This is a genomic window from Polaribacter sp. KT25b (assembly GCF_900105145.1).
In the GTDB taxonomy this organism is placed as follows: domain Bacteria; phylum Bacteroidota; class Bacteroidia; order Flavobacteriales; family Flavobacteriaceae; genus Polaribacter.
In genome coordinates this window covers 3,240,201-3,266,661 of record NZ_LT629752.1, presented here as the reverse complement: position 1 = coordinate 3,266,661, position 26,461 = coordinate 3,240,201, and the positions used below count along the sequence as shown (strand labels likewise).

Sequence of the window (26,461 nt, the reverse complement as noted above, 5' to 3'; positions counted from 1 at the left end):
ACATCTTTAGAAAAAACAAAATATTTATAATTAATTAAAATATTAAGTTTGTTTTTTTGTAAACGATGCTTAAAATTTATAAAAATATTGTATTTGTAGTACTACTAAGTTTTAGTGCTTTATATTCTCAAAATCCAGTTGTTGAGAACATGTCTAGTATCTCTAACCTACCAGACATTGAGTTTTATGATGTATTAGAAGACCAGGACCATTTTATTTGGTTAGCAGCAGATAAAGGATTGTATCGTTATGATGGAAAATCGTACAAGCATTTTAGTAATCCTATACAAAAATCGAATTCGCTTTTTCAACTAAAATTAGATAAAGAAGGGCGTTTGTGGTGTAACAATATAAATGGACAAATCTTTTATGTTGAAAAAGACCGTTTAAAACTTTTTTATGATGCAAATCTATTTGTAAAAGCACAATTATCACTTTATGTTATTTTAGAAAATAAGATTCGATTATTTACTACTCAAGGTGTTTTTGATATTTATAAAAAAGATAAAAAAGTTTCTAAAATACTTGATGGAATGGCATTAAGCATGGGTGAATATCAAAACGAAAGTTTTTGTTTTGCTGTTGATAAAGAAAAAAACAGAAAATTAAATAGAGTTTATAAAATTACAGAAAATTCTGTTAAAATAATTTTTGAGGTCGAGGGTAATAAACATATTCAATCACCAAAGGTATTTGCTTTTAAAGAAGAAGTTTTATTTACTTTTAAAAAAGAAGACTTTAATCAAATTTATCATATTAATAAAGAAAATGAAACATCTAAATTACTTATAACACCTTCAATTCTCAAACATTTAACTATTTATAATATAGTTAAAATTGAAGAGCATTACTGGTTTTTAACAACTTCTGGGGTGTTTGTTTTTAAACTTGAAGCAAAAAAATTAAAATTTGTAGAGCAACTTTTTGAAACAGAATCGATAACAGATGTTGAGGTTGATTTTAATAAAAATTATTGGTTTACTACCTTAGATAATGGCGTATTTGTTTCTCCGAGTTTAAGCATTAGGCGAGTTGCATTAACTACGTTAAAAGATAAAATTACTGCAGCTTGTACTTTAAATAAAAACAATTTCTTGTTGGGGACTAATACAGGTAAGTTGTTGTTGTATAATCATTCTAAGTTGGTAAAAACAATAGAATTACCAGGGTCAAAAATAATTGGAAATCTATTTTACGATGCAAATAAAGAAAAATTAATTGTAAGTATTAATGCATCAGAATCTTATATTGTAAATTTAAAAAATAATGCTGTTAAAGATGTGAAAAATAAGTTTTCTGTTGCAAAATCTTTTGCAAAAGTAGACCATCAAAATTTGTTTTATGGCAATTACAAAGAAGGTATTGTTTATAAAAACCCATATTTAACATCAGAAAAAAAGAGTATCCGTTCTAGTCGTGTAAAAACGTCTATGGTAACTAATAATAGCCTTTTTGTTTCTTATATTGATGGATTGTTTATCTATGATTTAAATACGTTTTCTTCGAAAGAGCTAAAGTTTAACAATAAAAGTGTGCTTGTAAATTCGATAGTAAAAACCAATAATACCATTTGGTTAGCAACACAACATAATGGTTTGTTACAATTAAAAAATAACAAATTACAACATGCGCCTTTTGTGGTTTCTGATAAAATTCAAATTAATGAGATGAAATCTGATGGCATTGTTCTTTGGATATCTACCGATGATGGATTGCATTATTATTCTTTGTTAACTCATCAAATTAAAAGGTTAAGTGCACAAGATGGTTTAAATGTTCTGATAAATAAATTTCTTGTTTTAGAAGATTATTTAATTGTATTATTATCCAATTCATTTTATATTTTACCTAAAAATGAAAGGTTTTTTAAAACCTATAAAACCGCAGCTATTAACATAGAGGCTGTTGCAATTAATGATAAAGATACCTTAGTGACCTCTAATTATAATTTGGCGTATTATAATAATAAAATTAGGTTAGATTTTAATTCTAATGGTTTTCAATCTAACAAACATGTGTCTTATCGATATAGAGTAAAGCAATTAGATACCGTTTGGAGCAAAGTACCTTTAAATAATCATTTTGTTACTTTTAACAGTTTGCCAAGCGGTACTTATACTTTTGAGCTTGAAGCAAAAAATATAAGTTCAGAAAAAGCCGTCTTATCTGATCCAATAACCTTTGTTATTCATAAACCTTTTTGGGAAACATATTGGTTTTTTACGATTGTTTTACTGTTGTTTTTTGGATTAATTTGGTTTTATTTTAAATGGAAATTAAAACAAAAAGAAAAACAACGTATTCTAGAAATTGATAAAATTCTAATTGATAAAAAAATAGCACATTTAAGATTAGAAAATTTACGATCGCAAATGAATCCGCATTTTATTTTTAATGCGCTAAATTCTATTCAAGATTATATTGTTTCTAACAAAAAAGAACTGGCAAGTTCGTATTTAGTAAAGTTTAGTAGATTGATTAGAATGTATTTAGATTACAGTCAGCAAAACGAAATTACTTTACAAGAAGAATTAAGCGCCTTACAATTGTATTTAGAATTAGAAAAAGTGCGTTTTGAAGACGAGTTGTCTTATAAAATTAAAATAGATAAACGTTTGCAAATACATCAAATTAAAGTGCCGTCATTGTTTATTCAGCCTTATGTAGAAAATGCATTAAAGCATGGCTTGTTACATAAGCTAAATAATAGAAAGCTAATGGTTGAAGCAAAATTAATATCGCAAAATAAAGTACAAATTTTAGTTGAAGATAATGGTATCGGTCGACAGCAATCAGCTAAAATAAAACGACAAAATCAAAAGCATAAACCATTTGCCACAAAAGCAAACCAAGAACGAGTTCATTTGTATAAAAACAAGTTAAAACGAGATATTAACATACAAATTAAAGATTTAAAAGATAAAAATAAGTTGTCATTAGGAACGAAAGTGATAATAAATATTTCTATACAATAAGCCTATGAAAGCCATAATTATTGATGATGAAAAACGGGCAAGACATTTATTGTCTAACCTAATTACGCAAAATTGTGCCAGCATTACAAGTATACAAGAAGCACAAGATTTAGCCTCTGGTGTTGATTTAATAAAAAAAACAAAACCTAATTTGGTGTTTTTAGACATAGAAATGCCCAATCAATCTGGATTAGATATTTTAGAATATTTTCCAAATCAAATTGATTTTAAAATCATTTTTGTAACTGCTTATAATCAATATGCTGTGGAAGCTTTTAAACTTTCGGCGGTAGATTACTTATTAAAACCTGTAGATATCATCGAATTAAAAGCGGCAGTTACTAAAGCAGAAAAGGCTATAAAATCTAATAATTTAAATGATCAGTTAAATAAATTGAGAGATTCATTAAAGCAACTTTCAATAGATAAAATTGCTTTAGAAATTCCAAAAGGAATTATGTTCGCTTCGCATAGTGATATCTTATATTTTGAAGCAGATGGTATGTATACAAATGTTCAATTAATTTCGGGTAAACATAAAACTATTTGCAAGCCTTTAAAACACTTTGTAGAACAATTAGAAAACAATGTTATGTTTTTTAAATGTCACCGTTCTTACTTAATAAACATAAAATATGTAGATGAATTGGTGAAAGATGATGGAAATTATTTATTGATGAATAATAAAAAAAAGATTCCTATTTCAAAATCAAAACATGATCATTTTTTGGAGATTATAAAAGAAACATTTATGTAATTGGTTAGCAAGCAGTACTCTGTAAATAGTGTTTTACTTCATTTTTTTGATGCCACTTATGTATTACAACTTTGTTTTAAACAATTTAATTCAAATAAAAACATTCAGAAAAAAAATAGGCTTATTCAGAAAAAAACCAATTGAAAGCCTATAGTATTGTAGTTGTTTTGTAGTTAATTAATAAAAAAATAACTACAATGAAAAAAACATTACTATTTTTATTGAACTACTTTTGTTTAGGCTTACTGTTAGTCTCTGCTCAAAATGTTACGATACCCGATGCCGCATTTAAGTCGCACTTACTAGCAAATACAGCTATTAATACGGATAATGATACAGAAATATCTGTTGCCGAAGCACAAGCGTTTTCGGGCGAATTATTAATAAATGGACTATCAATTTCAGATTTAACAGGTATTGAAGCTTTTATTAATATAACGCGTTTAGATTGTTACAGTAATAATTTAACAGCTTTAGATGTTAGTAGTAATTTGGCATTAACACGTTTACATTGTTCTAATAATCAAATAGAAACATTAGATATTAGTGCAAACACACAGATTACAGATATTCAATGTCATAACAATGGTGTTTTATACCAATTAAATATAGCTAATGGTAATAACAGTAACTTTAGCTATATGAAAGCCTATGGAAATAGTTTGTCGTGTATTCAAATAGATGCTGGTTTTACACCGCCAGCAGAAGCAGGTATATACAGTCAAGGTTGGACCAAAGGGAACTCTGCAATTTATGGTGTCGATTGTGTTGCGCTTAATCAAGAAGTAAACATTCCTGATGCCAATTTTAAAAACTTTTTAGTAAGCGATAACACTATCAATTTAAATGGAGATTCTGAAATAACGCTGGCAGAAGCTCAAGCTACAACCGAGTTAATTATGGACGGTATTGGTATTGCAGACTTAACAGGTATTGAAGCTTTTACCAATTTAACGCGTTTAGATGTACCAAATAATAGCCTAACTACTATTGACGTTAGTAACAATTTATCTTTAACACGTTTACATGCTGGTTTCAATAAGTTAACAAGTTTAGACATCCGTTTAAATACAAATATTAATGAATTGTTTTGTCATGAAAATAGTGGGTTAGAAACCTTGTTAATCTCTAACGGAAACAACAGTAATTTCATCTATATGAAAGCGTATAGTAATGCAAGTTTAACATGTATTCAAGTTGATGCAGGCTTTTCACCACCAGCAAACAGCGGTCAGTACGTAGTAGGTTGGACTAAAGATACTCAAGCAAGTTATAGCGAAAACTGTATACCAGCAGTATATTATGTAGATGCTAATGCAACCGGTGTTAATGATGGTAGCTCATGGACAGATGCTTTTACAAACGTAACAGACGCTTTAGCAAGTACCAATTTAAATGATGCTGTTTGGGTAGCAAAAGGAACGTATACATTGGCAGATAAAAATACACCAATAGCGGTTAGTACAAACGAAGTAGATATTATTGGAGGTTTTACAGGGACCGAAACAACCTTAGCAGATAGAGACTTAACAGCCATTCATACTACAAATGCAACCATTTTTACTGGTGATATTAATGGTGATGATGTTGATGGAGATTTCACTTCAAATAAAACAGATAATGCAGAGCGTTTATTTGAATTAAGAACAAGTAACGTCACTTTTGATGGTATTATTTTTGAAAACATTTACGATACTTCACAGTCTGGTGGTGTAGAAGAAAACGGTGTGATATTTATACCAAATAGTTTGAATTCTAATAACTTAAAAATTAAAAATTCGGTATTTAGAAATAACTACTCTAATGGCTATTTACTTAAAATTAGAAAATTTAATCAAGGATTACTTATTGAAAACACCAAGTTTATTAATAATACAATTGTAAACATGGGATTGGTTTATATACAATCTGATAGTACAAACCGTTATATTTTTACACGTTGGGCAAATGTTTTGGTAGCAGATAACGATATTAATCTTTCAGCACTAGACATTTACAGAGATGATTTTAACAATGGAAATACTTTAGATGTTGTTATAAATAATAGTACTTTTATAAATAACAACTACAATAATACTTTTGGTAATTCTATTTCGGCCTCAGGTGATGGAAGTGTAAACCTTAATATTAATAACTCTATCTTTTGGAAGAATACAATAAATGGTTCAGTGGCAACTAGAGATATTTCTAACGGTATGAATTCTACTTACGATGTGTTTATTAAAAATACTATCGCAGCAGTACCTTCAAACGCTGGAACTTCCGGAACGTTTAGTACAACAAACGTAACGACATTAAATTCCACAACTGATAATTTGAATTTAGATGCGAATTATAAACCAACATCAGCTTCAAATTATATTAAAGATCAAGGAGATAATACGCTTTACAATGTAAATCTATTTGGTAGTTTAGACTTATCTGGGAATGATAGAATTTTTAACACAACCATAGATTTGGGTGTTTACGAGTACAACTCTACCTTAGGAATGGAAGATGAAACTTTTATGTCAGAATTAAAGTTATACCCTAATCCTGTAAGTGATAGGTTGTTTGTTAGCACAATAGATCCGGTTGAAAGTATTGTTATTTATAACATAAACGGGCAATTAGTGAAGCAAGTTAATGTAATAAAGAATGGAGTAGATGTGTCTGAATTACCAGTTGGAGTGTATCTGGTAAAAATACAAACAAATACTAGTAATATTAATCAAAAACTTTTTAAAAAATAGGTTTATAGAATCCTACTTTACAACAAATAGCCCATTGTAAAAAAGTGGGCTATTTTTTATTTTTAAGATTAAAAAAAACTCAAAATTGAATTCAATTTTGAGTTTTTTAACTTAAACACTTTCTGTTATGTTTATAATGAATTTTTTATCAGCCTTCTTTTATTTAAATGTTTAGTTTCTATCCTCTATATCTACTTCTACGTTGTGGTTCAAACTTTTTACCTGAGTTTCCTAAACTATTAAATTTCCAAGTAAAACTTAACATTGCATATTGATTTAAAACAGTACTTGAAGAATCTTGAATATAATCTTCTGTTGCAACTCTTCTAGCATTTGTATTTTGATCTAAAATGTCATAAATCTTTAAACTTATTGCGCCATTATCTTTTAAAATAGAGTAACGCAAAGTTGTGTTCCAGAACCAAGCACTTTTTTGAAAACCATCTGCTATATTTGGATTGTAATTATAATTTACATCATTTAACCATTCAAATTTCTTTAAAAAATTGGTTGAAGTTGCAATTGTAACATCATGATTTGTAAAATCTTTATTACTAAAACTATCTATATCATAGGTGTTTTTACTGAAAGAAATAGTATAAGAAGGTCTTATTTGTAAAATATCATCCCAAGAAAAATCAAAGCCAATATTTGGAGAAATAGATACAATTTTACTAGAATATTGTACATCATTATTAAAGTTGATATTTTTACTATAGTCTGCAAAAACTCTAAATTCTGTTTTTAAGCTTCCAAAATCTTCCCATTTTTTTGTAGAACTATAACTTCCACCAGCTCGAGCGCTTATAAATCCATCTACGTTTGCGTATGTGGTTTCTCTAATTAATGTACTTGTATTAATTGTCGTTTTAGCAACAACTCTATCATTAGTAAAAGAAATGTTAGCGTAAGACCAAAAACCAGTTCTATTTTGCCAGTTAAAATTAGCAGCACCAAATCTTAAACTATGAGTTTTAGAAGGCGATAAAGCAGGGTTACCAGTAACTATATTAAGTGGGTTTGATTCATCTCTAAAAGGTTGTAATTGAGATAGACTAGGAGTTGAATTTCTAAAATTATATCTTAATCTATAGCTATTTGCTCTACTTTTTCTAAATCGAACATTCAAACCATATTCTAAATTATTAAATTCTCTTTCTAAATTTGTTTCAGGTCTTAGATAATCGGTGTTTTCAAGTGTTCTATTATTAAGAGCTATTTCTGTTGATGCAGACCATTTTTCATTTCTAAATTCTAACTCTAGACTTGGTCTACTTATTTTATCAGAATATTTAAAATCTGTACTTAAAAGTTCGCTAAAATCACTATAATCATTAGTGTTATCATCAAAATCGAATGTGCTTCGTTTATTTGTTGTTTTTGTGTTTCCAATAGTATATGCAGCATCTAAAAATAAGTTATTTGCTATAATAGGAAAACGATAGGTAATTTCACTAGCTAGTTCTTTAACGTTAGAACTACCATCTGAATATTGATCTCTTATGATTTGTTCTGAATCTGATCCATAGATATTAGTTTCAGATTTCACAAAATCATCAGTCAATGTTTTACTTAAATTAGCTGTTAATTCTACTCTTAAAAAGGCACCTTTGCTACCAAATCTTTTGGTTAAATTAATTTCATTATTAAAAGTTTCTTTGTCAGAATCTGCTATAGACCCAATTTGAGAATCATTGGTTAAAATTTTACTGTTGTCTAAGGTTTCTGATATGCTATTATATCTATTCGTATTTAAATTTTTATTAAAGTCACTTTCAATATCAATTCTAAAAGTACTATCAATTTCAACTTCAAAATCGATACTAGCATCATGACTATCACTATCGTTTAAAGAAGTGTTTTCTGAATTTCTATAAAAGCTAGTTCCATCAGATAAAAAAGTTTCTCTATCAGAGGTAGATTTATTATCCGAAGAACTGTTTTTGTAAAAATAATCTCCAGAAAACTCAAATATTTTTCCAAATGAATTTATATAGTTTGCGCCATAATTATTAGATGTTACAATACCTTGACCTCCACCAAAACTTCTATTATTACCGCCAAATTGTAATCTTTGATTACCAAAACTAAAACCTGGAGAATTAATATTATTTCCACCGGCTAAAAGTCCTATTCGTTCGCTTTGTTTAAAACGAGTAATCATTCCTGCATATTCATTTCTGTCATCTGTACCAGCGCCTGCAGCAACTTTACCAAAATATCCTTTGTTGTTTTCTTTTTTGATGGTAAGATTTATGGTTTTGTTTTCTCCATCAGAATCTTCTCCAGAAAAAGCTTGTGCGTTTGTTTTTGTATCAGAAATTTGAATTTTCTCAATAATATCTTTCGTTAAATTTCTGGTAGTAATTGTTGGGTCGTTTCCAAAAAAAGGTTTCCCATTTACTAAAATTTTATTAACAGATTTTCCGTTTACAGTAATGGCTCCTTCATCATCTACTTCTACGCCTGGTAATTTTTTAAGTAAATCTTCAACATTTGCATCTGCTTTTGTTTTAAACGATTTTACATTAAATTCTAGAGTGTCTTTTTTAATAGTTATTGGCGCGCTAGATTTTATTACAACACCATCTAAAACATTAGACCCTGTTAAAAGTAAAGAGCCAACATTTTGATTTTTAACATCAATAATTTTCGAGTATGGTTTAAAACCTATAAAAGAAACTACTAGTTTTATTTTAGAGTCTGATGTTTCTCCTTCTAGATTAAAAGCACCTTTTTCATTGCTAATTGTATACGAAACGATGCTACTATCTTTTAATCTTTCTAAGTGAACGGTTGCAGATTCTAGTAGTTCTTTATCGTCTTCGGATTTAATAATACCAGAGATTGTAAATTTTTTAGTTTGCGAAAAAGCAATTGTGCTTATAAATAAACAGCTTAAAAATAAAATTTTCTTCATTGTAAGTTTCATATAGTTAAGAGGTTGTTAAACCATTTTAGCAAAGGTTTAATTAAAAATGAAACCATGAATACCCTTTAACAGAACTTTGTGAATTATTTAACGTGGAATAGAGTTCTCTTTTTTTGTGATATTTTCTGTATAAACATTTTTTTTGTATTAAATTCTAAAAATTAAGTGTATTTTTTTTGGGTATATGTAAAAAAAGAGCATCAATTTTAATTGATGCTCTTTTCGTTGTTTTTAAAGATTAACTTTTATTTAAAATACACTTATGCTGTTTTTCTACATAATGGATCTGCCCCAATTGTGCCAATTAACGTTTCTAAATAAGTATCTGAATTTACATCAGCAAATAACTCTTTTACTTTTTCTAGACGGTCATTAATTTGCATTTCAGAAACTAAAAATTTGTTGTTTGAGTTTGCTATAAAATTTTCTAAATATTTAATTTGATTACCATAAAAAGCAACGTCAATTTGTTGTTTAATTTTTAATCTTTCTTTATACCAATCGCTATTTATAACATAATCTCTATTAAAATATTTACGTAATTCTGGATCACTAATATGTTTTCCTTCATAATTACCATAAGCCATTATGTGTAAAAGAATTTTTAAAGGCGGAATTGCAGCTTCTATACTACCATCTTTAAAGTAGTTTAAAGCAACTTTTTGTTGTGCTTCAACAATGTTTTTAATTCCGTCTACATAATCTTCTAAACCTTGTAATTCTGGTTTTAGCATTCTTTCGCTAAAAACAGCAGTAGGTTCATCAAAAATTCTATTTAAACATCTGTAAGAAAAAGTTTTTGTAATTCTATAACCTAATCTACTTGCTAAAATTGTTTCTCCTTCATATTCGAAGTCTTCAATTTTTTCTAAAGAACCATTTGCAATTAAGTTTGCTGGATTTCTATCTGCAGGTTCTAATCTTGCCCAAATTTCTGGAATTAACAAACTTACATCGTGGTCAATTTTATTTTCTGCACCAACATAACCAGCCGCTGTGCTAAATCCGTTAGATTCTGTTAAAATATGCGATAATAAAGCATTGTTTAAATCTGTTGTTGGCGTTAGCATATTAAAAGGTGCTTTTGTTAATGCACCTTCTGTTCCTGCTCCTGTTGTTGATGGAGATTTACCTGTTAAACTACAGATAAAATCCATAAATAATTCTGGTGCTTCTTGATAGTGAATGGGGTTGTAAACTGCCAAAGGTCTAATTCCTGCAGCTTTATCTACCGGATTATTTCTTCTACCTGGTAAAACAGCATTTACAACATGATGTACAGGTTCGTCTAATTTAATTCTTCTAACCAAACGAACTCCAATATCAGCTAAATAAGTAGCTTCGGTTTCGTTTACATTTAAACTTGGTTCTAAATAACGTGGGTTTTTTGTAGGTTCTCCATCTACAATTCTTGTATGAGAAGGAACTACGAAAAACTCTTCTTCTTTATCGCTTTTAACAATACTTTCTATAAAATCTTTAACAGGTTTTGTGTATTTGTCAAAGTTGATAGTATCTTCATACAATGCAATTGCGTCTGCTTTTTTTAGTAACTCGTAATTTGTTAAAAAACGACCTTCAGTAACCAAATCTAATTCAGCATTTTTATCATAACCTCTAACAACAGCTTCATCTGGTCTTTGAAATAAATGCGCTTCGCAATTGGTTAATAATTTTAAACTTTTATTGGTAAATTCTGGATTTAAATTTGATAATTCTGTTCTTGGCAACGTAATCGAAGCGGTAATATCATCTTCTGTTTGAATTTTTTCTGATGGAGAAAAATCTGAACGTAATTTATTCAACATCCAGTTTCCTTTTTCATTAAACCCAATACGAACATAGCTACCAACAACAGGCGTATTATTATAAAGTAAACCTGTACCTTTTTTACCGTTTATGATTTCTACAGACATGTAATCTTTCCAATTTAAATTACCATGAGCTTGTCTAAATAAACGTTTTACAAACAATACTAAAGAACGTATGTGAACAGGAATGTTGTTTAACATTTCATTAAATTCATCTGAATTTTGATCAGAAGGAGTTAATAATCTTACAGCAGAACTTAAAGTTCTTTCTTCACTTAAAAAAGATCTTGATATTGGTCTGTTTGGGTCTTTAATTTTCCAACGATTAGAATATACAAATTCTATAATTTCGTCTGCTTTTTTAAAATCTTCATCAATATTATGAATGTTAAAACTACTATACGTAATTGCATTCTGCATCGATTTAGAAATTTCAGATTTTCCACCACCAGAAACTGTACAAGGTTTATGGCAAAAAACACCTTCTGCAAACGTTTCTATAATTCGCCATAAATCGATAGATTTATGTTTTTCTAACTTTAATTTACTTCCTGTTGGATGTACATACGTTTTGTAAGGAGAAATCGTTAATTTTTGTTCTTTACCATTATGCATCCAAGTAATACTGTTTGTATTGGTATTTATATATGATGATTCGGGAATATAAATAATGTTTGGATATTTCTTATCTACCGCATAATTTTCTGGTTTTACATCAATTGTATCACCTAAAAGTTCTTTTACACCTTCGAAAGTATGCATAAAGTTATGAAATTCTGAATAATCTTTACCATCTACGGTATCTCCCATAACTCTTCTAGCAAATGCAATTGCGCCACCAGCATGCTCTTCTTCTACTAAACCAAATAAATTTGCAGAATAACTAATTTGAGTTTTAATTTCTTTTTTAGAATATCCGTAGTAATTATCAGCAATTAAAGTAATCACAACACCTCTGTCGTCTCTACATGTAATTTTAAAAGCGCCACCATTATTATATAATTCGTTTTCATCTGTCCAGCACATTCCGTCTGCTTTTTGACGTTCTGTTGCGTCATCAAAATGAGGTAAGCCAACATCTTTCTTTTTTAACTCTTTTAATTGCGGAGCTAAAATGATACATCCTGTGTGTCCTGTCCAATGTTCTGTGTCTAAAGCAGCATCATTATGCGCTAAATTAGGATCGCCGGCATTACCAAAAATAGATTCTACAAAATCTAAATTACTTACTAAATTTCCAGGAACAAAAAAGCGTACTTCCAAGGATTTTTCTGTAACAACACCTTTAACTTCGGGGCAAACTTTAGGTCTTAATAGCATTGAAGCCATTACTTTCGCTTGTTCTTCCTGGCTTGATGTAAATGGTAAAATTTTTAAATCTTCTGATGGATTAAAAGCTGCATTTAAAAAATGAGCAAAAGTTACTTTTGGTACTTCAAATTTATCTAACGGAACAGGTAAGTCGCCTTCCACAATATGAAAAGTTCCTTTTGTAGTTCTTTTATCGTTTAAAGGATTGTTTAAAATTCCTTGTTTTACTCTATTTGTAGTAACTAAATCACTTTTAAAAGAATTACCATCTGGAGGTAAACTAACTTCTCTTGCTTGTCCTTTTTTTGATAAAATTAAAGTGTTATTTGGTAAAACTATTGATTTGTTTATAGAAATATCTTTTAAATAATCATCTATAAATGCTTGTATTCTTGCGTCTACAGGAGAATGGTGATTTGCTAATAATCTCGATTTTTCTTGTAAACTTTTTATAAGTCCGTTTGTTAATTCTTCAAATTTTGGATTTAAAAATTTTTCAGAATTTTCGGGTTTATCTTTAAAAGTAGGTTGCCCTAATGAGGCTAACTGTAAGTTAATAAACTGGATAATGTCATTTCTTGTTTCTTGCATGGTTGTTGTTTTGTTTGGCTATAAAAATAATGTACAATTTTTACAGCTAAGTTGTTGAAATACTACGTATTTACAGTTTGTTAAAAATAGATCGTTTTAGTTAATTTTTGTTATAATTTCAACACTGTTTAAACGTTTAACCAAATGTAAGGAAAATTATTTAAATGCACTTAATCCTGTTACATCAAAACCAGTAATTAATAAATGAATATCGTGTGTGCCTTCGTAGGTAATTACACTTTCTAAATTCATCATGTGGCGCATAATAGAATATTCGCCAGTAATTCCCATTCCGCCTAACATTTGTCTTGCTTCTCTAGCAATATGTATTGCCATATCTACATTATTGCGTTTTGCCATAGAAATTTGTGCAGAAGTAGCTTTGTCTTCATTTCTTAAATTTCCTAATCTCCAAGCTAACAGTTGTGCTTTGGTAATTTCGGTAATCATTTCTGCTAATTTTTTTTGCTGTAATTGAAATTGACCAATAGGTTTGCCAAACTGTTCGCGTTCTTTACAATAACGCAAAGCGGTGTCATAACAATCCATTGCAGCACCAATTGCTCCCCAAGCAATTCCAAAACGAGCAGAATCTAAACATCCTAAAGGTGCACCTAATCCAGATTTATTTGGCAATAAATTTTCTTTTGGCACTTTTACGTTATCAAAAATAAGTTCCCCAGTTGCGGATGCGCGAAGTGACCATTTATTATGAGTTGTTGGTGTTGAGAAACCTTCCATTCCGCGTTCTACAATTAATCCGTGAATTCTACCTTCCTCATTCTTTGCCCAAACTACTGCAATTTGTGCAAAAGGAGCATTTGAAATCCACATTTTTGCGCCGTTTAAAAGATAATGATCTCCCATATCTTTAAACTTAGTTTCCATTCCTGCCGGATTTGAGCCATGATTTGGTTCTGTTAATCCGAAGCAACCCATCCATTCGCCAGAAGCTAATTTAGGTAAGTATTTTTTACGTTGTTCTTCATTTCCATATTTAAAAATTGGGTACATTACTAATGAAGATTGCACAGAAGCAGTTGAGCGAACACCAGAATCTCCACGTTCTATTTCTTGCATAATCAATCCATAGGAAATTTGATCTAAACCTGCGCCACCATATTCTTCTGGAATATAAGGTCCGAAAGCACCAATTTCTGCCAAACCACCAATAATTTGTTTTGGAAATTCTGCTTTTTGAGCATATTCTTCAATTATTGGTGAGACATCACGTTTTACCCAATCACGCGCTGCCTCACGAATTAATTTGTGTTCTTCGGTAAGTAAATCGTCTAAATTATAATAATCTGGAGCTTGAAATAAATCAGGTTTCATATAGTTTGTCTGTTTAAAATTGTTGTTTTTAAAAATTTAGAATCTTTATATTTGTATGATTTTTAACAAATTTATCAAACATTGTTTAATTTTATAACATTGTGTCAATTAAATAAAAGAATTAAATTTTATTAAAAATACATAATTTTTGAAGTTCGGTATGGTAAAGGATAGAAAATTAATTCTTTTCTACTAGATTTGTGGCAATGAAGCATACTTTAGGAAAAGAAGAGCGATTAAAAAGCAGAAAGTTGATTGGAAGGTTATATGCAGAAGGGAATTCTGTAAAAGCTTTTCCGTTAAGAATGATGTATTTGCAAACAGCACATACTTCTAATTTTCCTGCACAGGTTGGAGTTTCTGTTGCTAAAAGAAACTTTAAAAAAGCACCTGATAGAAATCGTTTAAAAAGATTGATGCGAGAAACCTATCGTTTACAAAAAGAAATTGTGTACGATAATCTTGAGAATCCGTATGTTTTTATGATTTCTTATATTGGCAGAGAAGAAAGACCGTATGAAGAACTCTTTACTAAAATGAATAAATTACTACATACATTTATTAAAGAAGTAAAAAATAAATCAGATGAAAAAATTTAAAACTAAAAAGACACTATTTGTAATTTTATTAGTTGGAACGATTTTTTTATCATTTTCATTTCAGTCTAAATTTTTTGAAGTTGCAAAACAAATAGAAATCTACAATACACTTTTTAAGGAATTAAACATGTATTATGTAGATGAAATAAATCCTGCAGAATTAACAACTAAAGCCATAAAAAACACCTTAAAAGATTTAGATCCATATACTAATTTTTACAACGAACAAGATGTAGAAAATGCTAAAATTAGAAGAGAAGGAGAATATGCAGGAATTGGAGTTGGCGTTTATTACACTAAAAACGGAATTGAAATAAGTGAGGTTTACAGAGGGTTTTCTGCGGATAAAGTTGGCTTAAAAGCGGGTGATATTATTGTTTCTGCCGAAGGACAATCGCTTAAAAATATGGAAAGAGATCAACTTTCTATGTTTTTAAAAGGAACTCCTGGTACAAAAATAGCTGTAGAAATTGAACGTCAAGGAAAAATCCTAAAAAAGGAAATTGCAAGAGAAAATGTAGAAATTAATCCGGTGCCTTTTTATGAAATGATTGATGAAGAAACAGGATATATTACCTTAACTCAGTTTAATGAAAAAGCTTCATCCGAAGTAAAAAAAGCATTTAGAGAATTAAAGAAAAAAGGGATGACAAAACTGGTTTTTGATTTACGCTCAAATCCCGGTGGTTCTTTGCAAGAAGCTATTAATATTTCAAACTTTTTTATTCCGAAAGGAAAAGTAATTGTTACCACAAAAGCGAAGATTAAAAAATGGAGTAACACGTATAAAACTGCAAATGAACCTTTAGATTTAGAAATTCCTGTAGTGGTTTTAGTGAATGGACGTTCTGCATCAGCATCCGAAATTGTAAGCGGTTCTTTGCAAGATTACGACAGAGCTGTAATTATGGGGCAACGTTCTTTTGGAAAAGGATTGGTGCAACGTTACAGAACTTTAACTTACGGAACACAATTAAAATTGACAATTTCTAAATATTACACGCCAAGTGGAAGATGTATTCAAGAGTTAGATTACACAAATAGAGACGATAAAACTGGGGTGATTCCTAAATTTTCTGATAAAGGAGTTAATGCTTTTAAAACGGAAAATGGAAGAACTGTTTTTGATGGTGGAGGTGTGTTGCCAGATGTAGAAATTAAAACATCAGAAAAAACAGAAGCTACAGATAATTTACTAAAATCTAAAGCTATTTTTAATTTTGCAATTGATTATTTTTATAAAAATTTAGAAATAGATAAGGTAGAAGATTATCAATTTTCAAATGCTGATTTTAAGAGTTTTACAAATTATTTGAAGATAGATACTACATTTGTTACAAAACAAGAGCGTTTGTTTGATGCTGCATTTTTATCCGCAGAAAATAAAGATATTTCTAAAGAATATCAGAAAATAAAAGAAAAATTATTTGAAGCTAAAATTTCTGAAGTTTCTAAAAATCAAGATATTATAAGTGTATTCTTAGAAGATGAAATTCTTGAAAAATACTATTACAAAGAAGGTGTTTATCAGCATCATTTAAAAAACGATTTAATAATAAAAGAGGCTGTTAAGTTGCTTGAAAACCAAGATAAGTACAAACAGGTTTTATCGGGGAAATAATTTTATATTTGTACTTCAAAAAAAAATATGTTAGAAACCAAAAATATAGAAAGAACAAGAGCGCAAGAGTCTACTAATGCTATAGAAAAATTATACATTTCTATGCGTCATTTATTTAGTAGAGGCTTTTATAAGCCAATGGGAGTTTCTGGTGAAACTTTACGAAAATCTCTTTTACAACTAAGACCAGAAATTTATGGTTCTATTGCAGAAGATAGAACAGAATTAAATGGGTTAGCGTACGTTATAGAAAGGCTTCCGGAAGGAATTGAAGAATGCCAGTTTATAAATTTAACGGCAGATGAAGGGTATAAAAACTCTCATTTTGAAGCAATAATTCCGCCAAAAAGAAGAAGAAATTGCTACAGAATAGACAAAGATCAAATGAATATTGAGATTACTAGAGGAAGATCTGAAATCTATGATATATTAACACATTTAACTTTTTTGTTTATAGAATCGCATAAAATTCAGGCGAGAGTTTCTCTAAATGAAGGAGAAGATTTTATACGAGAATGGAAATATTTAGAGGAAATTGTTCTAAATAAAAAACCAATATCAGAAAAAGATAAAGAGGTTTTAATTGTTCATTTAGGTAATATTTTAGGAAGAACTTTTGATGAAGTAGCTAGAATTTATAATGCTTTTAGTACAGGAACAAATCCACATAAATTTTTTAATTTAATTTATTGGTTAGGTAATTTAGCTATAAAAGAAGTTTTTGAAGACAAGAAAAGAACTGTAACTTTTAGTACTGTTTTAATAGAGGAAATTGGTCATCATATTTATGGAGAAATTTGGGCAAATGAGATTAAAAGCACATTAAAAAAACATAACTTATTAAAAAGACCTATACACATAATTAGTGCAAATATGCATAGTGTATTAAACTCAATTTATGCAAAAGGGGCTTTACCTAAAGAAGCAAAAAACCTTAAAGGTTTTGAATTGTTTCAATTATTAAGTAATGCCGATAGTAAACCATTACAGAAAAAAGTAAAAAATTATGCATCTGATAATGGCTTAATTTATATAGAAGATACATCTGGAACCAATATTAATGTGCAGATTATTGATACTGATAAAATAAATTTTGATGCTTCATCGTTTAAAAAAGAGCATTCTTTAAAAGAACACGCTGTAATTGTAGTGATGGATTATGCCTTTGGTGAACAAGCATATGAAACTATGGACGAATTATTGAAACCTTATGACGCAGAGGATGAGAAAGTTTTTTTAGACGTAAAGTCGGTTTCAGTTATGGGTAAAGCAGGTATTTTAGAAGGTGGCAAAGGAGATATTATGATACCAGATGCACATATTTTTGAAGGAACAGCAGATAATTATCCTTTTAAAAATGAACTTTCTAAAGAAGATTTAGAAGGTTTTGGTGTAAAAGCTTTTGATGGATCGATGATTTCTGTTTTAGGAACTTCATTACAAAACAAAGATCTTTTAAAGTTCTTTCACGATTCTACTTGGCATGTTATAGGTTTAGAAATGGAAGGAGCACATTATCAAAAAGCAATACAATCTGCTTCTAGAATTAGAGGAAATATATCAGAAAACGTAAAAGTACGTTATGCGTATTATGCATCAGATAATCCTTTAGAAACTGGAGCAACTTTAGCTTCTGGAGGTTTAGGGATGACAGGTGTTACACCAACGTATGCTATTACACAAAGAATATTAGAACAAATTTTTTAACAATAATTATTGATTTTTCAACCAAACTAAAATAATGTCAACAAATCATAAGAATAACGAAGAAGAAGTAGATTTAGGCTCCTTATTTGTAATTATAGGAAAAGGTTTTTCTAAGTTTTTTAATTTTATAGGAACTATTATTAAAAGAATATTTGATTTTATAATCTCTACTTTAATTTTCTTAAAGCAAAATATTATAAAAATTAGTATTGCAGGAATCATTGGATTGGTTGCTGGTGTTTTTTTAGAAGTAAAGACTCCAACAAGATTTGGATCTGATTTACTTTTAGAACCAAATTTTAAAAGTGCAAGACAACTTTATAATAATATTAATTATTATAACGATCTTGTTAAGCAAAAAGATACTTTAACACTTCAAAAAACATTTAATATAGATAAAGCTTCAGCAGCTTCTATTAAAAAGTTTGAAATTGTACCTTTAAAAGTAGATGGTGATTTAATCGATGCTTATAATAACTTAATATTATCTGTAGATACATTAACTATAAAAAGTTATGAGTATGCAGATTTTAAAGAAGCCTTTACAGATTATGATTATAAAGTGCATAAAGTAACGGTTATTGCAGAAAAAAATAATGTTTTTGATAAATTAGATAGTGTTATAATTTCTTCTGTTGTTAATAATAAATACTTTAATAGAATTAAAGTTTTAACAAATGAGAATTTAAACAGAACAGATTCTTTATATCGGGAGAATCTAACACAAATAGATTCCTTAAGAAGAGTTTACATGCAAGTTATGGTTGAGGAGGCAAAGAAATCTGTTACAGGAACAAGTATAGATTTAGGTAGTCAAAAAAAAACTACAAAAGAGCTAGAGTTATTTGATACGAATAGAAAAATAAATTATGATCTAGGAGTAATAGCTAATGAAAAATCTCAAAAATATGATGTTATTAATGTAATTTCTAATTTTCAGCCAATAGGATATAAAATAAAAGGGATAACAAAAAATTATGCTTTTTTATTAGCAATTTTAGCAGCAGGATTTATGATATTATTTTTACTTTTAATTAAGTTGAATACATTTCTTGAAAACTATAAAAAATAAAAGCAATGCAAACGGTTCTCATAACTGGAGGCGCAGGTTTTATTGGCTCTAATTTTATTCCTTTTTTTCTTGAAAAAAATCAAGAATTAAAAATTGTAAATTTAGATTTATTAACTTATGCAGGGAATTTATCTAATTTAAAAGAAGTAGAAAATACAGGTAGATACACTTTTGTAAAAGGAGATGTTTGTGATAGAGTTTTAGTAGAACAACTTTTTATTGAACATAATTTCTCTAGTGTTATACATTTTGCAGCAGAATCTCATGTAGACAATTCAATTAAAAATCCTGATACTTTTGTGAGAACAAATGTTTTTGGAACATTTAATTTAATAGATATTGCCAAGAACTATTGGATGAAAGAACCATTCAAATTTAAAAAAGGTTTTGAAACATCTCTGTTTCATCATATTTCTACAGATGAAGTTTATGGTTCTTTAGCAGAAACAGGATTGTTTACAGAGCAAACTTCATATGCACCAAATAGTCCTTATAGTGCATCAAAAGCATCATCAGATTTTTTTGTAAGAAGTTATTTTCATACATACGGATTAAATGTTGTTACTACAAATTGCTCTAATAATTATGGACCAAAACAACATGACGAAAAGTTGATTCCTACAATAATAAGAAAAGCAATTTCTAATGAAAATATTCCTATTTATGGTGATGGGAAAAATATTAGAGATTGGTTATATGTATTAGATCATTGTAAAGGGATTGAATTAGTTTTTAAAAACGGTAAAAAAGGAGAAACTTATAATATTGGAGGTAAAAACGAACGTAATAATTTATATATCGCAAATGTTATTTGCGAAATTTTAGATGAAATAAAACCTAAAGAAAAATCTTACAAAGAACAAATTAACTTTGTAAAAGATAGACCCGGTCACGATTTTAGATATGCTATTGATGCTTCAAAAATAGAAAAACGATTAGGATGGAAAGCAGAAGAAGATTTTGAATCAGGGATTAGAAAAACAATTAAGTGGTATTTAAAAAAATACAAAAAATAATGAAAGGAATAGTTTTAGCAGGTGGTTCTGGTACAAGATTGCATCCACTTACCTTGTCGGTAAGTAAGCAATTAATGCCTGTATATGACAAACCTATGATTTACTATCCTTTATCAACATTGATATCAGCAGGGATTAAAGATATTTTAATTATCTCAACCCCTCAAGATTTACCCTTATTTAAAAAATTATTAGGAAATGGAAATCAGATTGGATGTGATTTTCAATATGAAGTTCAAGAAGACCCAAATGGATTAGCAGAGGCTTTTTTAATTGGAGAGGATTTTATAGGAGATGATAATGTAGCGCTTATTTTGGGTGATAATATTTTTTATGGTTCAGGTTTGTCTAAATTATTAAAAGAAAATAATAATCCAGATGGAGGAATTGTATATGCCTATCATGTAAATGACCCAGAAAGATATGGTGTTGTTGAGTTTGATGAACATCAAAATGCAATTTCTATAGAAGAAAAACCTTTAAGACCAAAATCTAGCTTTGCAGTTCCTGGTATTTATTTTTATGATAATTCTGTGGTTGAAAAAGCTAAAAAATTACAACCAAGTAAAAGAGGAGAATTAGAAATTACCGACATAAATAAAGCTTATTTAAAAGAAAATAAATTATCTGTTAGAATTTTAGATAGAGGAACAGCTTGGCTAGATACGGGAACTTTTAAATCTTTAATGCAAGCAAGTAATTTTGTTGAGGTTATTGAAGAAAGACAGGGCTTAAAAGTAGGTTCTATAGAAGAAGCTGCTTTTTCGAGTGGCTTTATTACTCAAAAAGAATTAAAAGAACTAGCAAAACCATTTTTGAAAAGTGGTTATGGTAAAAACTTATTAGATATTAAATGACAGTAAAAGAAAGTCCTTTAAGAGGTTGTTTTATATTAGAACCAAATATTTTTGCTGATGATAGAGGAAGTTTTTTTGAAAGCTTTAATCAGAAAATATTTGAAGAGAAAATTGGGATGAAAATTAATTTTGTTCAAGATAACCAGTCAATTTCTAATAAAGGTACTTTAAGAGGTTTACATTTTCAAAAAGGTAAGTTTGCACAAACTAAATTAGTGAGAGTAATTCAAGGAAAAGTATTAGACGTTGTAGTTGATGTAAGAAAAGAATCAGAAACCTTTGGGCAAACTTTTTCTTGTATTTTAACTGGAGATAATAATAAACAATTATTTATTCCTAAAGGGTTTTTACATGGTTTTTCTGTGTTAGAGGATCAAACTATTTTTGCTTATAAATGCGACGCTTATTATAATAAAGCATCAGAAGATGGTGTAATTTATAATGATACAGATTTAAATATCGATTGGATGTTAAAAGATAAAGAAGTTGTTTTATCTAAAAAGGATTGTAAATTAAAAACTTTTAAAGAATATTTATGCTTGAAAGAACAGGAATTATAATACAGGCAAGAATTTCATCTACAAGATTGCCTAAAAAAATTATTTTAGAGATAGATGAGCAAATTACTTTTTTAGATATTCTTTTAGGTAAATTAAAAAAATTAAAGACTAATTTTCCTATAATTTTGGCTACTTCTAATTTATCAGTAGATGATGTTTTAGTTGAATTTGCCAGTAAGCATAAAATACAATTTTATAGAGGCTCAGAAGAAAATGTATTAAAAAGGTTTATTGATTGTGCAGAAGAAAATAATCTTAATACTATTGTAAGAGTTTGTTCAGATAATCCTTTTATAGATTTAAATTATATCCAAAAAATTATTACAAATTATAAAGGTGAAGATTATTTATCATATAAAATTAATAACTCACCTTCCATTTTAACACATTTTGGTTTTTTTACTGAGATTGTAAGCTTAAACGCTTTAAAAAAAATAGCTTCTAAAAAAGATAATCAATGTATTGAGCATGTTACAAATTGTATTTATAAAAATCCAAACCATTTTAATGTTCGTTTTTTAGAAGAAAATATTTTGAACAATGATATTAGGTGCACGTTAGATACTAAAGGAGATTTTGAAATACTTAAAGATATTTATTTTAATTTTATAAAAGAAAATCCAAATGCTGGATATTTAGAAATTATTAAATATATAGAAACCAGGAACGATTTGTTAGTTGCAATGAAAAAAATTATAAAAGAAAATACAAAATGACATATATAATTGGTGAAATAGGACAGAATCATAATGGATCTGTAGATTTATGTAAATTACTTGTAGATGTAGCTGCAAGACCTGTAAAAGATGATCTATTTGGTAATGATTTAAAGCAAATGGATGCTGTTAAACTTACTAAAAGAGATTTATCTCAAGAGTTATCTTCTACGCAAATGAAAAGCCTATATAATTCGCCACATTCTTTTGGTGAAACTTATGGGGAACACAGAGCTTTTTTAGAATTAAATGATGAAGAACATTTTGAAGTTTATAAATACACAAAAGAAAAAGGATTAGATTTTGTAGAAACTTTATGTGCTATAGGATGTTTAAGCCTTCTTAAACTTTTTACACCAGATAGGTTAAAAGTTGCCTCTAGAGATTTAACTAATTTACCGCTACTTTCAGCTTTAGCAGAAACTAAAATTCCTATTATTGTTTCTACAGGAATGTCTGGAGTAAAAGAGTTGGATCTTGCTTTGCAAACCATTAATAAATATCATAATAATATCTCGATTTTGCATTGCGTTTCAGAGTATCCTACTAGGTATGAAAATGTTAACTTAAAAACGATAACCTATTTAAAAAAACAATATCCACAGTATTCAATTGGATATTCAGATCATACTATTGGTATTTCTACTCCAATTGCAGCTGTTGCTATGGGAGCAGAAATCATAGAGAAACATATTACATTAGATAGAAATTTAAAAGGAACAGATCAAAAAGGTTCTTTGGCTATTGAAGGTATTTATAGAATGGTTAGAGATATTAGAAATTTAGACGCTTCTATGGGTGAAGAGAAAATGGAAATTGTAAATTCTGTTGAAAGCGCTAGAAACAAATTAGAAAGATCTATAGCTACCAATAAAAACTTAAAAAAAGGAAGCATAATTACAGAAGAAGATATTCATTTATTAAGTCCAGGAAATGGTGTTAAATGGGTTGATAAAAACCATGTTTTAGGAAAAGAGCTGATTAGCGACATTCAAAAAGATGAAATTATTTATTTAAAAAACATAAAATAATATGTTGCCTAAACTTATTTTAACTGATATTGATGGTGTTTGGACAGATTGTGGAATGTACTATGATGAAAAAGGAAATGAGCTTAAAAAATTTAATACCTATGATAGTGCAGGTGTTTTATTCTGCAAACTTTTAGATATTCCTTTTGGTATAATTACAGGAGAAAACGTAAAATCAGTAGAAAGAAGAGCTAAAAAACTAAAAGTAGATTATCTTTTTTTAGGGGCTAATAATAAGTTAGAAATTGTTAAAAAATTGACTAAGGAATTAAATATACAACTATCTGATGTTGCTTATATTGGTGACGATATAAATGATTATTTACTTTTAAAAAGTGTGGGTATTAGTGCTGTGCCCAAAAGTGCGCCAGTTTATATGAAAGAGATTGTAAATTGGCAACTAGAAAAAAAAGGAGGAGAAGGAGTTTTTAGAGAATTTGTTGAAAAAATATTGGCTGAAAATAACATAAATGTAATTGATCTTCTTAAGGAAAGTAATTTTATTAATGAATTTAATCAATAATAAAAGTTTTATTAAATAATGTTTAAAACTAGTCTTTTTTTTAAGCTATTAAATGTTTTTTTAAGAATAGGAGGTATTGGTACAAAGTTTCTGATCATTACTTTAATGTCTAAATATTTTGATGTTGATGTTTTTGGTAATTATGGGTTAATAACATCAATTATTACACTTTTAATATTTATTTTAGGTTTAGATTTTTACAATTTTAGTGTTAGAGATATTTTAAAGACAAATGATAAACAAGAAATTGTAAATAAAGTAATTCTAACATTTATTTTATATATAGTAGTTTATTTACTGTTTATTATATTAGGTTATTTTATTCTTGGTAATTTAAGCTATATAAAACCATATCTTTTTTTAGTGCTTTTTCTAGCTATAACAGAACATTTATCTCAAGAAATTTATAGGTTACTAATTGGTTTTAAAAAAGTATTGTTAGCAAATATTATATTATTCTTTAGAACCGTAAGTTGGAGTGCTATTATTACATTTTATTATTACAATAATAGTTTAATTACTATTGAAAAGATTTTTAATTTATGGTTGATTGCTAATGTTTTAACAATTGTTTATGTGCTTGTTTTTTCAATAGGTAAGAATTATGATAGTATATTAAAATTGAATTTAGATTTTTTTTGGCTTAAAAAAGGCTTAAAAATAAGTTCTGTTTTTTTTATAGCAACAATAAGTCTTAAGTCTATGGAATACGCAAATAGATTTATTGTAGATTTTTTTATGGGCGAAAAACTAGCAGGTATTTTCCTGTTTTATTCTAACATATCAATTTTAATTACAGTGTATGTAAATACAATTGTAATATCTTTTGAGTTGCCAGAACTTATTAAATCTATACGTTTACCTAATATAGATTTGCTTCTGAAAAAATTTAAGAAATCGCTGATAATACATGTTTTTATTTCATCTTTATTTATACTTTTAATTATTAAGCCATTATTATTATGGCAAAATAAGGTTGAGTTTGAAAACTATTTGCCGCTAATCTATTTTTTAATAATTGGTGCTGGATTGATGAATTACTCCTTACTTTATCACTTTAAACTTTATATTTATCATAAAGACAAAGCATTGTTAAAATCAATGGTTATTTCGGCTGTTTTAAGTTTGTTATTAACCATTAGTTTAACGTACTTTTACGGCATTTATGGAACAGCAACAGCTTTTGTAATTTCATCAATTATATTATTTTATATGAGATATTATGAAGCAAAAAAAATGAAATATGATTAATATTTATATAGGTTTGTCTAAAAATCAAATTTCTTCTTACGAATCAATTATAAGAGAAAAAAAAAAGACAAACTGTCAAAATATCTTAATATCTAATAAAACATTAAACAATGATGTAGAATGTTGGGATAAAGTTGTGTACGCAAAAGAATCATTCAATAATCAATCTTCTGGAAAATTATCCGCATTTACCAACATAACTCTTAAGATAAAACAATATAAAGAAATTATAAAAGAACTTACAATTTACAAAACAGAACAAAATATTACTTTATATTTTACCTACATAGAGGATATTTTAACCAATTTTTTACTTTTTTCTTTTAATAAAAATATGAGAGGTATTGTAGTAGAAGATGGTACTTTAAACTATTATCCTCATACAATAAAGTCTTTGTCACAAAAAAAAGTGATTTTAAAATGGATGTTGAGTAATTTATATAATGTTAGATTTAAATTTTATAAAGGGCATTCAAGTGGAATAGAATACGAAAATGTTGTAAAACAATATGTTAGGGTTCCTGAATTATCTCAGTTTCCAGAAAAATCTGTAAAACTAATTTATCCAACTAGAAAATTAAATGTAACAGATACCATTTTAATTATTGGCCAAGAAGGTTATATAAACCAATTAGGAGAAAGTAGATATATCAATAATTTAAAAGATTTAGGGAAGTTAATTCAATCAAAAAAATATTATTCTCAAATTGAAAAAATATATTACAAGCCTCATCGAAATGGAAAAAGAATAGATTTAGAACAATTAAAATCTCTTTTTTTAACTAAACAAGTAATTTATTTAGAGTCAGATGAGCCTTTAGAAGATTTGTATTTTAATAAATTAGGATCCAAATACATTTATTCATTTGATTCTAGTGCATTAATAAATATATATTTAGAATCAGAAGATGTTATTAAAAAGGAACTTAATTTTAATGTACTTTTAAGATATAATAATTTATTGAAACCTATTTTTCAAAAATTTAATTTTAATATTTATAAATGATTATTGCTTTTAACATACTAATTACACTTATAGCAATAATTATAATGTTATATCTTCT

Annotated in this window: 18 protein-coding genes; 15 read left to right on the top strand and 3 right to left on the bottom strand. The window is 28.1% G+C overall.

Annotation, left to right across the window (positions count from 1 at the left end; genetic code table 11):
• The first annotated feature begins 65 nt into the window (after positions 1–65).
• The 3 genes from BLT70_RS14095 to BLT70_RS14085 all read left to right on the top strand — a co-directional run bounded on the left by BLT70_RS14095 (position 66) and on the right by BLT70_RS14085 (position 6,464).
• Positions 66–2,975: a histidine kinase gene (locus BLT70_RS14095; protein ID WP_091895667.1), complete on the top strand. Its 2,910-nt coding sequence runs from the start codon at positions 66–68 to the stop codon at positions 2,973–2,975.
• A gap of 4 nt (positions 2,976–2,979) precedes the next feature.
• Positions 2,980–3,732, top strand: a complete 753-nt coding sequence (locus BLT70_RS14090; RefSeq protein ID WP_091895664.1) for a LytTR family DNA-binding domain-containing protein — start codon at positions 2,980–2,982, stop codon at positions 3,730–3,732.
• 197 nt (positions 3,733–3,929) lie between these two features.
• Positions 3,930–6,464 carry a T9SS type A sorting domain-containing protein gene (locus BLT70_RS14085; protein ID WP_091895661.1) on the top strand — a complete coding sequence of 845 codons (2,535 nt, stop codon included), beginning with the start codon at positions 3,930–3,932 and terminating at the stop codon, positions 6,462–6,464.
• A 178-nt stretch (positions 6,465–6,642) separates the two neighbouring features.
• On the opposite strand, the gene BLT70_RS14080 is transcribed toward BLT70_RS14085, so the two are convergent.
• From BLT70_RS14080 to BLT70_RS14070, 3 genes are all read right to left on the bottom strand, one after another.
• The gene (locus BLT70_RS14080; protein ID WP_091897719.1) at positions 6,643–9,384 is read right to left on the bottom strand and encodes an outer membrane beta-barrel protein; all 2,742 of its coding nucleotides are present in this window, start codon (positions 9,382–9,384) and stop codon (positions 6,643–6,645) included.
• A gap of 272 nt (positions 9,385–9,656) precedes the next feature.
• A complete protein-coding gene (locus BLT70_RS14075) occupies positions 9,657–13,109 on the bottom strand; it encodes a hypothetical protein (RefSeq protein ID WP_091895658.1) in 3,453 nt (1,150 codons plus the stop codon).
• Between the two features lie 156 nt (positions 13,110–13,265).
• Positions 13,266–14,444, bottom strand: a complete 1,179-nt coding sequence (locus BLT70_RS14070) for an acyl-CoA dehydrogenase family protein (RefSeq protein WP_091895655.1) — start codon at positions 14,442–14,444, stop codon at positions 13,266–13,268.
• A 206-nt stretch (positions 14,445–14,650) separates the two neighbouring features.
• Between BLT70_RS14070 and rnpA the strand changes: the two genes are divergently transcribed.
• The 12 genes from rnpA to BLT70_RS14010 are packed head-to-tail and all read left to right on the top strand — an operon-like array spanning position 14,651 to position 26,403.
• Complete coding sequence (gene rnpA / locus BLT70_RS14065) at positions 14,651–15,043, top strand: ribonuclease P protein component (protein ID WP_091895652.1); 393 nt, start codon at positions 14,651–14,653, stop codon at positions 15,041–15,043.
• On the top strand, positions 15,030–16,664 hold the full coding sequence (locus BLT70_RS14060; protein ID WP_091895649.1) for a S41 family peptidase: 1,635 nt from the start codon (positions 15,030–15,032) through the stop codon (positions 16,662–16,664). The genes rnpA and BLT70_RS14060 overlap by 14 nt, the downstream gene beginning before the upstream one ends.
• A 27-nt stretch (positions 16,665–16,691) precedes the next feature.
• The gene (locus BLT70_RS14055; RefSeq protein WP_091895646.1) at positions 16,692–18,371 is read left to right on the top strand and encodes a hypothetical protein; all 1,680 of its coding nucleotides are present in this window, start codon (positions 16,692–16,694) and stop codon (positions 18,369–18,371) included.
• 34 nt (positions 18,372–18,405) lie between these two features.
• On the top strand, positions 18,406–19,443 hold the full coding sequence (locus BLT70_RS14050) for a hypothetical protein (protein ID WP_091895643.1): 1,038 nt from the start codon (positions 18,406–18,408) through the stop codon (positions 19,441–19,443).
• A gap of 5 nt (positions 19,444–19,448) precedes the next feature.
• Positions 19,449–20,459 carry a dTDP-glucose 4,6-dehydratase gene (rfbB, locus tag BLT70_RS14045; protein ID WP_091895641.1) on the top strand — a complete coding sequence of 337 codons (1,011 nt, stop codon included), beginning with the start codon at positions 19,449–19,451 and terminating at the stop codon, positions 20,457–20,459.
• A complete protein-coding gene (gene rfbA, locus BLT70_RS14040; protein WP_091897716.1) occupies positions 20,459–21,316 on the top strand; it encodes a glucose-1-phosphate thymidylyltransferase RfbA in 858 nt (285 codons plus the stop codon). Before rfbB ends, rfbA begins: the two co-directional genes overlap by 1 nt.
• Entirely contained in the window at positions 21,313–21,876 is a 564-nt protein-coding gene (rfbC, locus tag BLT70_RS14035) for a dTDP-4-dehydrorhamnose 3,5-epimerase (RefSeq protein ID WP_091895638.1), read from the top strand. Before rfbA ends, rfbC begins: the two co-directional genes overlap by 4 nt.
• Positions 21,852–22,592 (top strand): hypothetical protein, encoded by a 741-nt coding sequence (locus tag BLT70_RS14030; RefSeq protein ID WP_091895636.1) that lies wholly within the window; start codon positions 21,852–21,854, stop codon positions 22,590–22,592. Before rfbC ends, BLT70_RS14030 begins: the two co-directional genes overlap by 25 nt.
• Positions 22,589–23,623, top strand: coding sequence for an N-acetylneuraminate synthase family protein (locus tag BLT70_RS14025; protein WP_091895614.1), 1,035 nt, complete (start codon positions 22,589–22,591; stop codon positions 23,621–23,623). The genes BLT70_RS14030 and BLT70_RS14025 overlap by 4 nt, the downstream gene beginning before the upstream one ends.
• Before the next feature lies 1 nt (position 23,624).
• Positions 23,625–24,146, top strand: coding sequence for an HAD family hydrolase (locus BLT70_RS14020; RefSeq protein ID WP_091895611.1), 522 nt, complete (start codon positions 23,625–23,627; stop codon positions 24,144–24,146).
• An 18-nt stretch (positions 24,147–24,164) separates the two neighbouring features.
• On the top strand, positions 24,165–25,397 hold the full coding sequence (locus BLT70_RS14015; protein WP_091895608.1) for a polysaccharide biosynthesis C-terminal domain-containing protein: 1,233 nt from the start codon (positions 24,165–24,167) through the stop codon (positions 25,395–25,397).
• Positions 25,390–26,403 carry a hypothetical protein gene (locus BLT70_RS14010; protein ID WP_091895605.1) on the top strand — a complete coding sequence of 338 codons (1,014 nt, stop codon included), beginning with the start codon at positions 25,390–25,392 and terminating at the stop codon, positions 26,401–26,403. Before BLT70_RS14015 ends, BLT70_RS14010 begins: the two co-directional genes overlap by 8 nt.
• Positions 26,404–26,461 lie beyond the last annotated feature (58 nt).

Bases quoted from the DNA above. Each gene is read 5' to 3' on its own strand.
- BLT70_RS14055 (WP_091895646.1), top strand. From the start codon at position 16,692: ATGTTAGAAACCAAAAATATAGAAAGAACAAGAGCGCAAGAGTCTACT.
- rfbB (WP_091895641.1), top strand. From the start codon at position 19,449: ATGCAAACGGTTCTCATAACTGGAGGCGCAGGTTTTATTGGCTCTAAT.
- BLT70_RS14075 (WP_091895658.1), bottom strand. From the start codon at position 13,109: ATGCAAGAAACAAGAAATGACATTATCCAGTTTATTAACTTACAGTTA.
- BLT70_RS14060 (WP_091895649.1), top strand. From the start codon at position 15,030: ATGAAAAAATTTAAAACTAAAAAGACACTATTTGTAATTTTATTAGTT.
- BLT70_RS14025 (WP_091895614.1), top strand. From the start codon at position 22,589: ATGACATATATAATTGGTGAAATAGGACAGAATCATAATGGATCTGTA.
- BLT70_RS14015 (WP_091895608.1), top strand. From the start codon at position 24,165: ATGTTTAAAACTAGTCTTTTTTTTAAGCTATTAAATGTTTTTTTAAGA.
- BLT70_RS14050 (WP_091895643.1), top strand. From the start codon at position 18,406: ATGTCAACAAATCATAAGAATAACGAAGAAGAAGTAGATTTAGGCTCC.
- rfbA (WP_091897716.1), top strand. From the start codon at position 20,459: ATGAAAGGAATAGTTTTAGCAGGTGGTTCTGGTACAAGATTGCATCCA.
- rfbC (WP_091895638.1), top strand. From the start codon at position 21,313: ATGACAGTAAAAGAAAGTCCTTTAAGAGGTTGTTTTATATTAGAACCA.
- BLT70_RS14020 (WP_091895611.1), top strand. From the start codon at position 23,625: ATGTTGCCTAAACTTATTTTAACTGATATTGATGGTGTTTGGACAGAT.
- BLT70_RS14070 (WP_091895655.1), bottom strand. From the start codon at position 14,444: ATGAAACCTGATTTATTTCAAGCTCCAGATTATTATAATTTAGACGAT.
- BLT70_RS14080 (WP_091897719.1), bottom strand. From the start codon at position 9,384: ATGAAGAAAATTTTATTTTTAAGCTGTTTATTTATAAGCACAATTGCT.
- BLT70_RS14090 (WP_091895664.1), top strand. From the start codon at position 2,980: ATGAAAGCCATAATTATTGATGATGAAAAACGGGCAAGACATTTATTG.
- rnpA (WP_091895652.1), top strand. From the start codon at position 14,651: ATGAAGCATACTTTAGGAAAAGAAGAGCGATTAAAAAGCAGAAAGTTG.
- BLT70_RS14010 (WP_091895605.1), top strand. From the start codon at position 25,390: ATGATTAATATTTATATAGGTTTGTCTAAAAATCAAATTTCTTCTTAC.
- BLT70_RS14095 (WP_091895667.1), top strand. From the start codon at position 66: ATGCTTAAAATTTATAAAAATATTGTATTTGTAGTACTACTAAGTTTT.
- BLT70_RS14030 (WP_091895636.1), top strand. From the start codon at position 21,852: ATGCTTGAAAGAACAGGAATTATAATACAGGCAAGAATTTCATCTACA.
- BLT70_RS14085 (WP_091895661.1), top strand. From the start codon at position 3,930: ATGAAAAAAACATTACTATTTTTATTGAACTACTTTTGTTTAGGCTTA.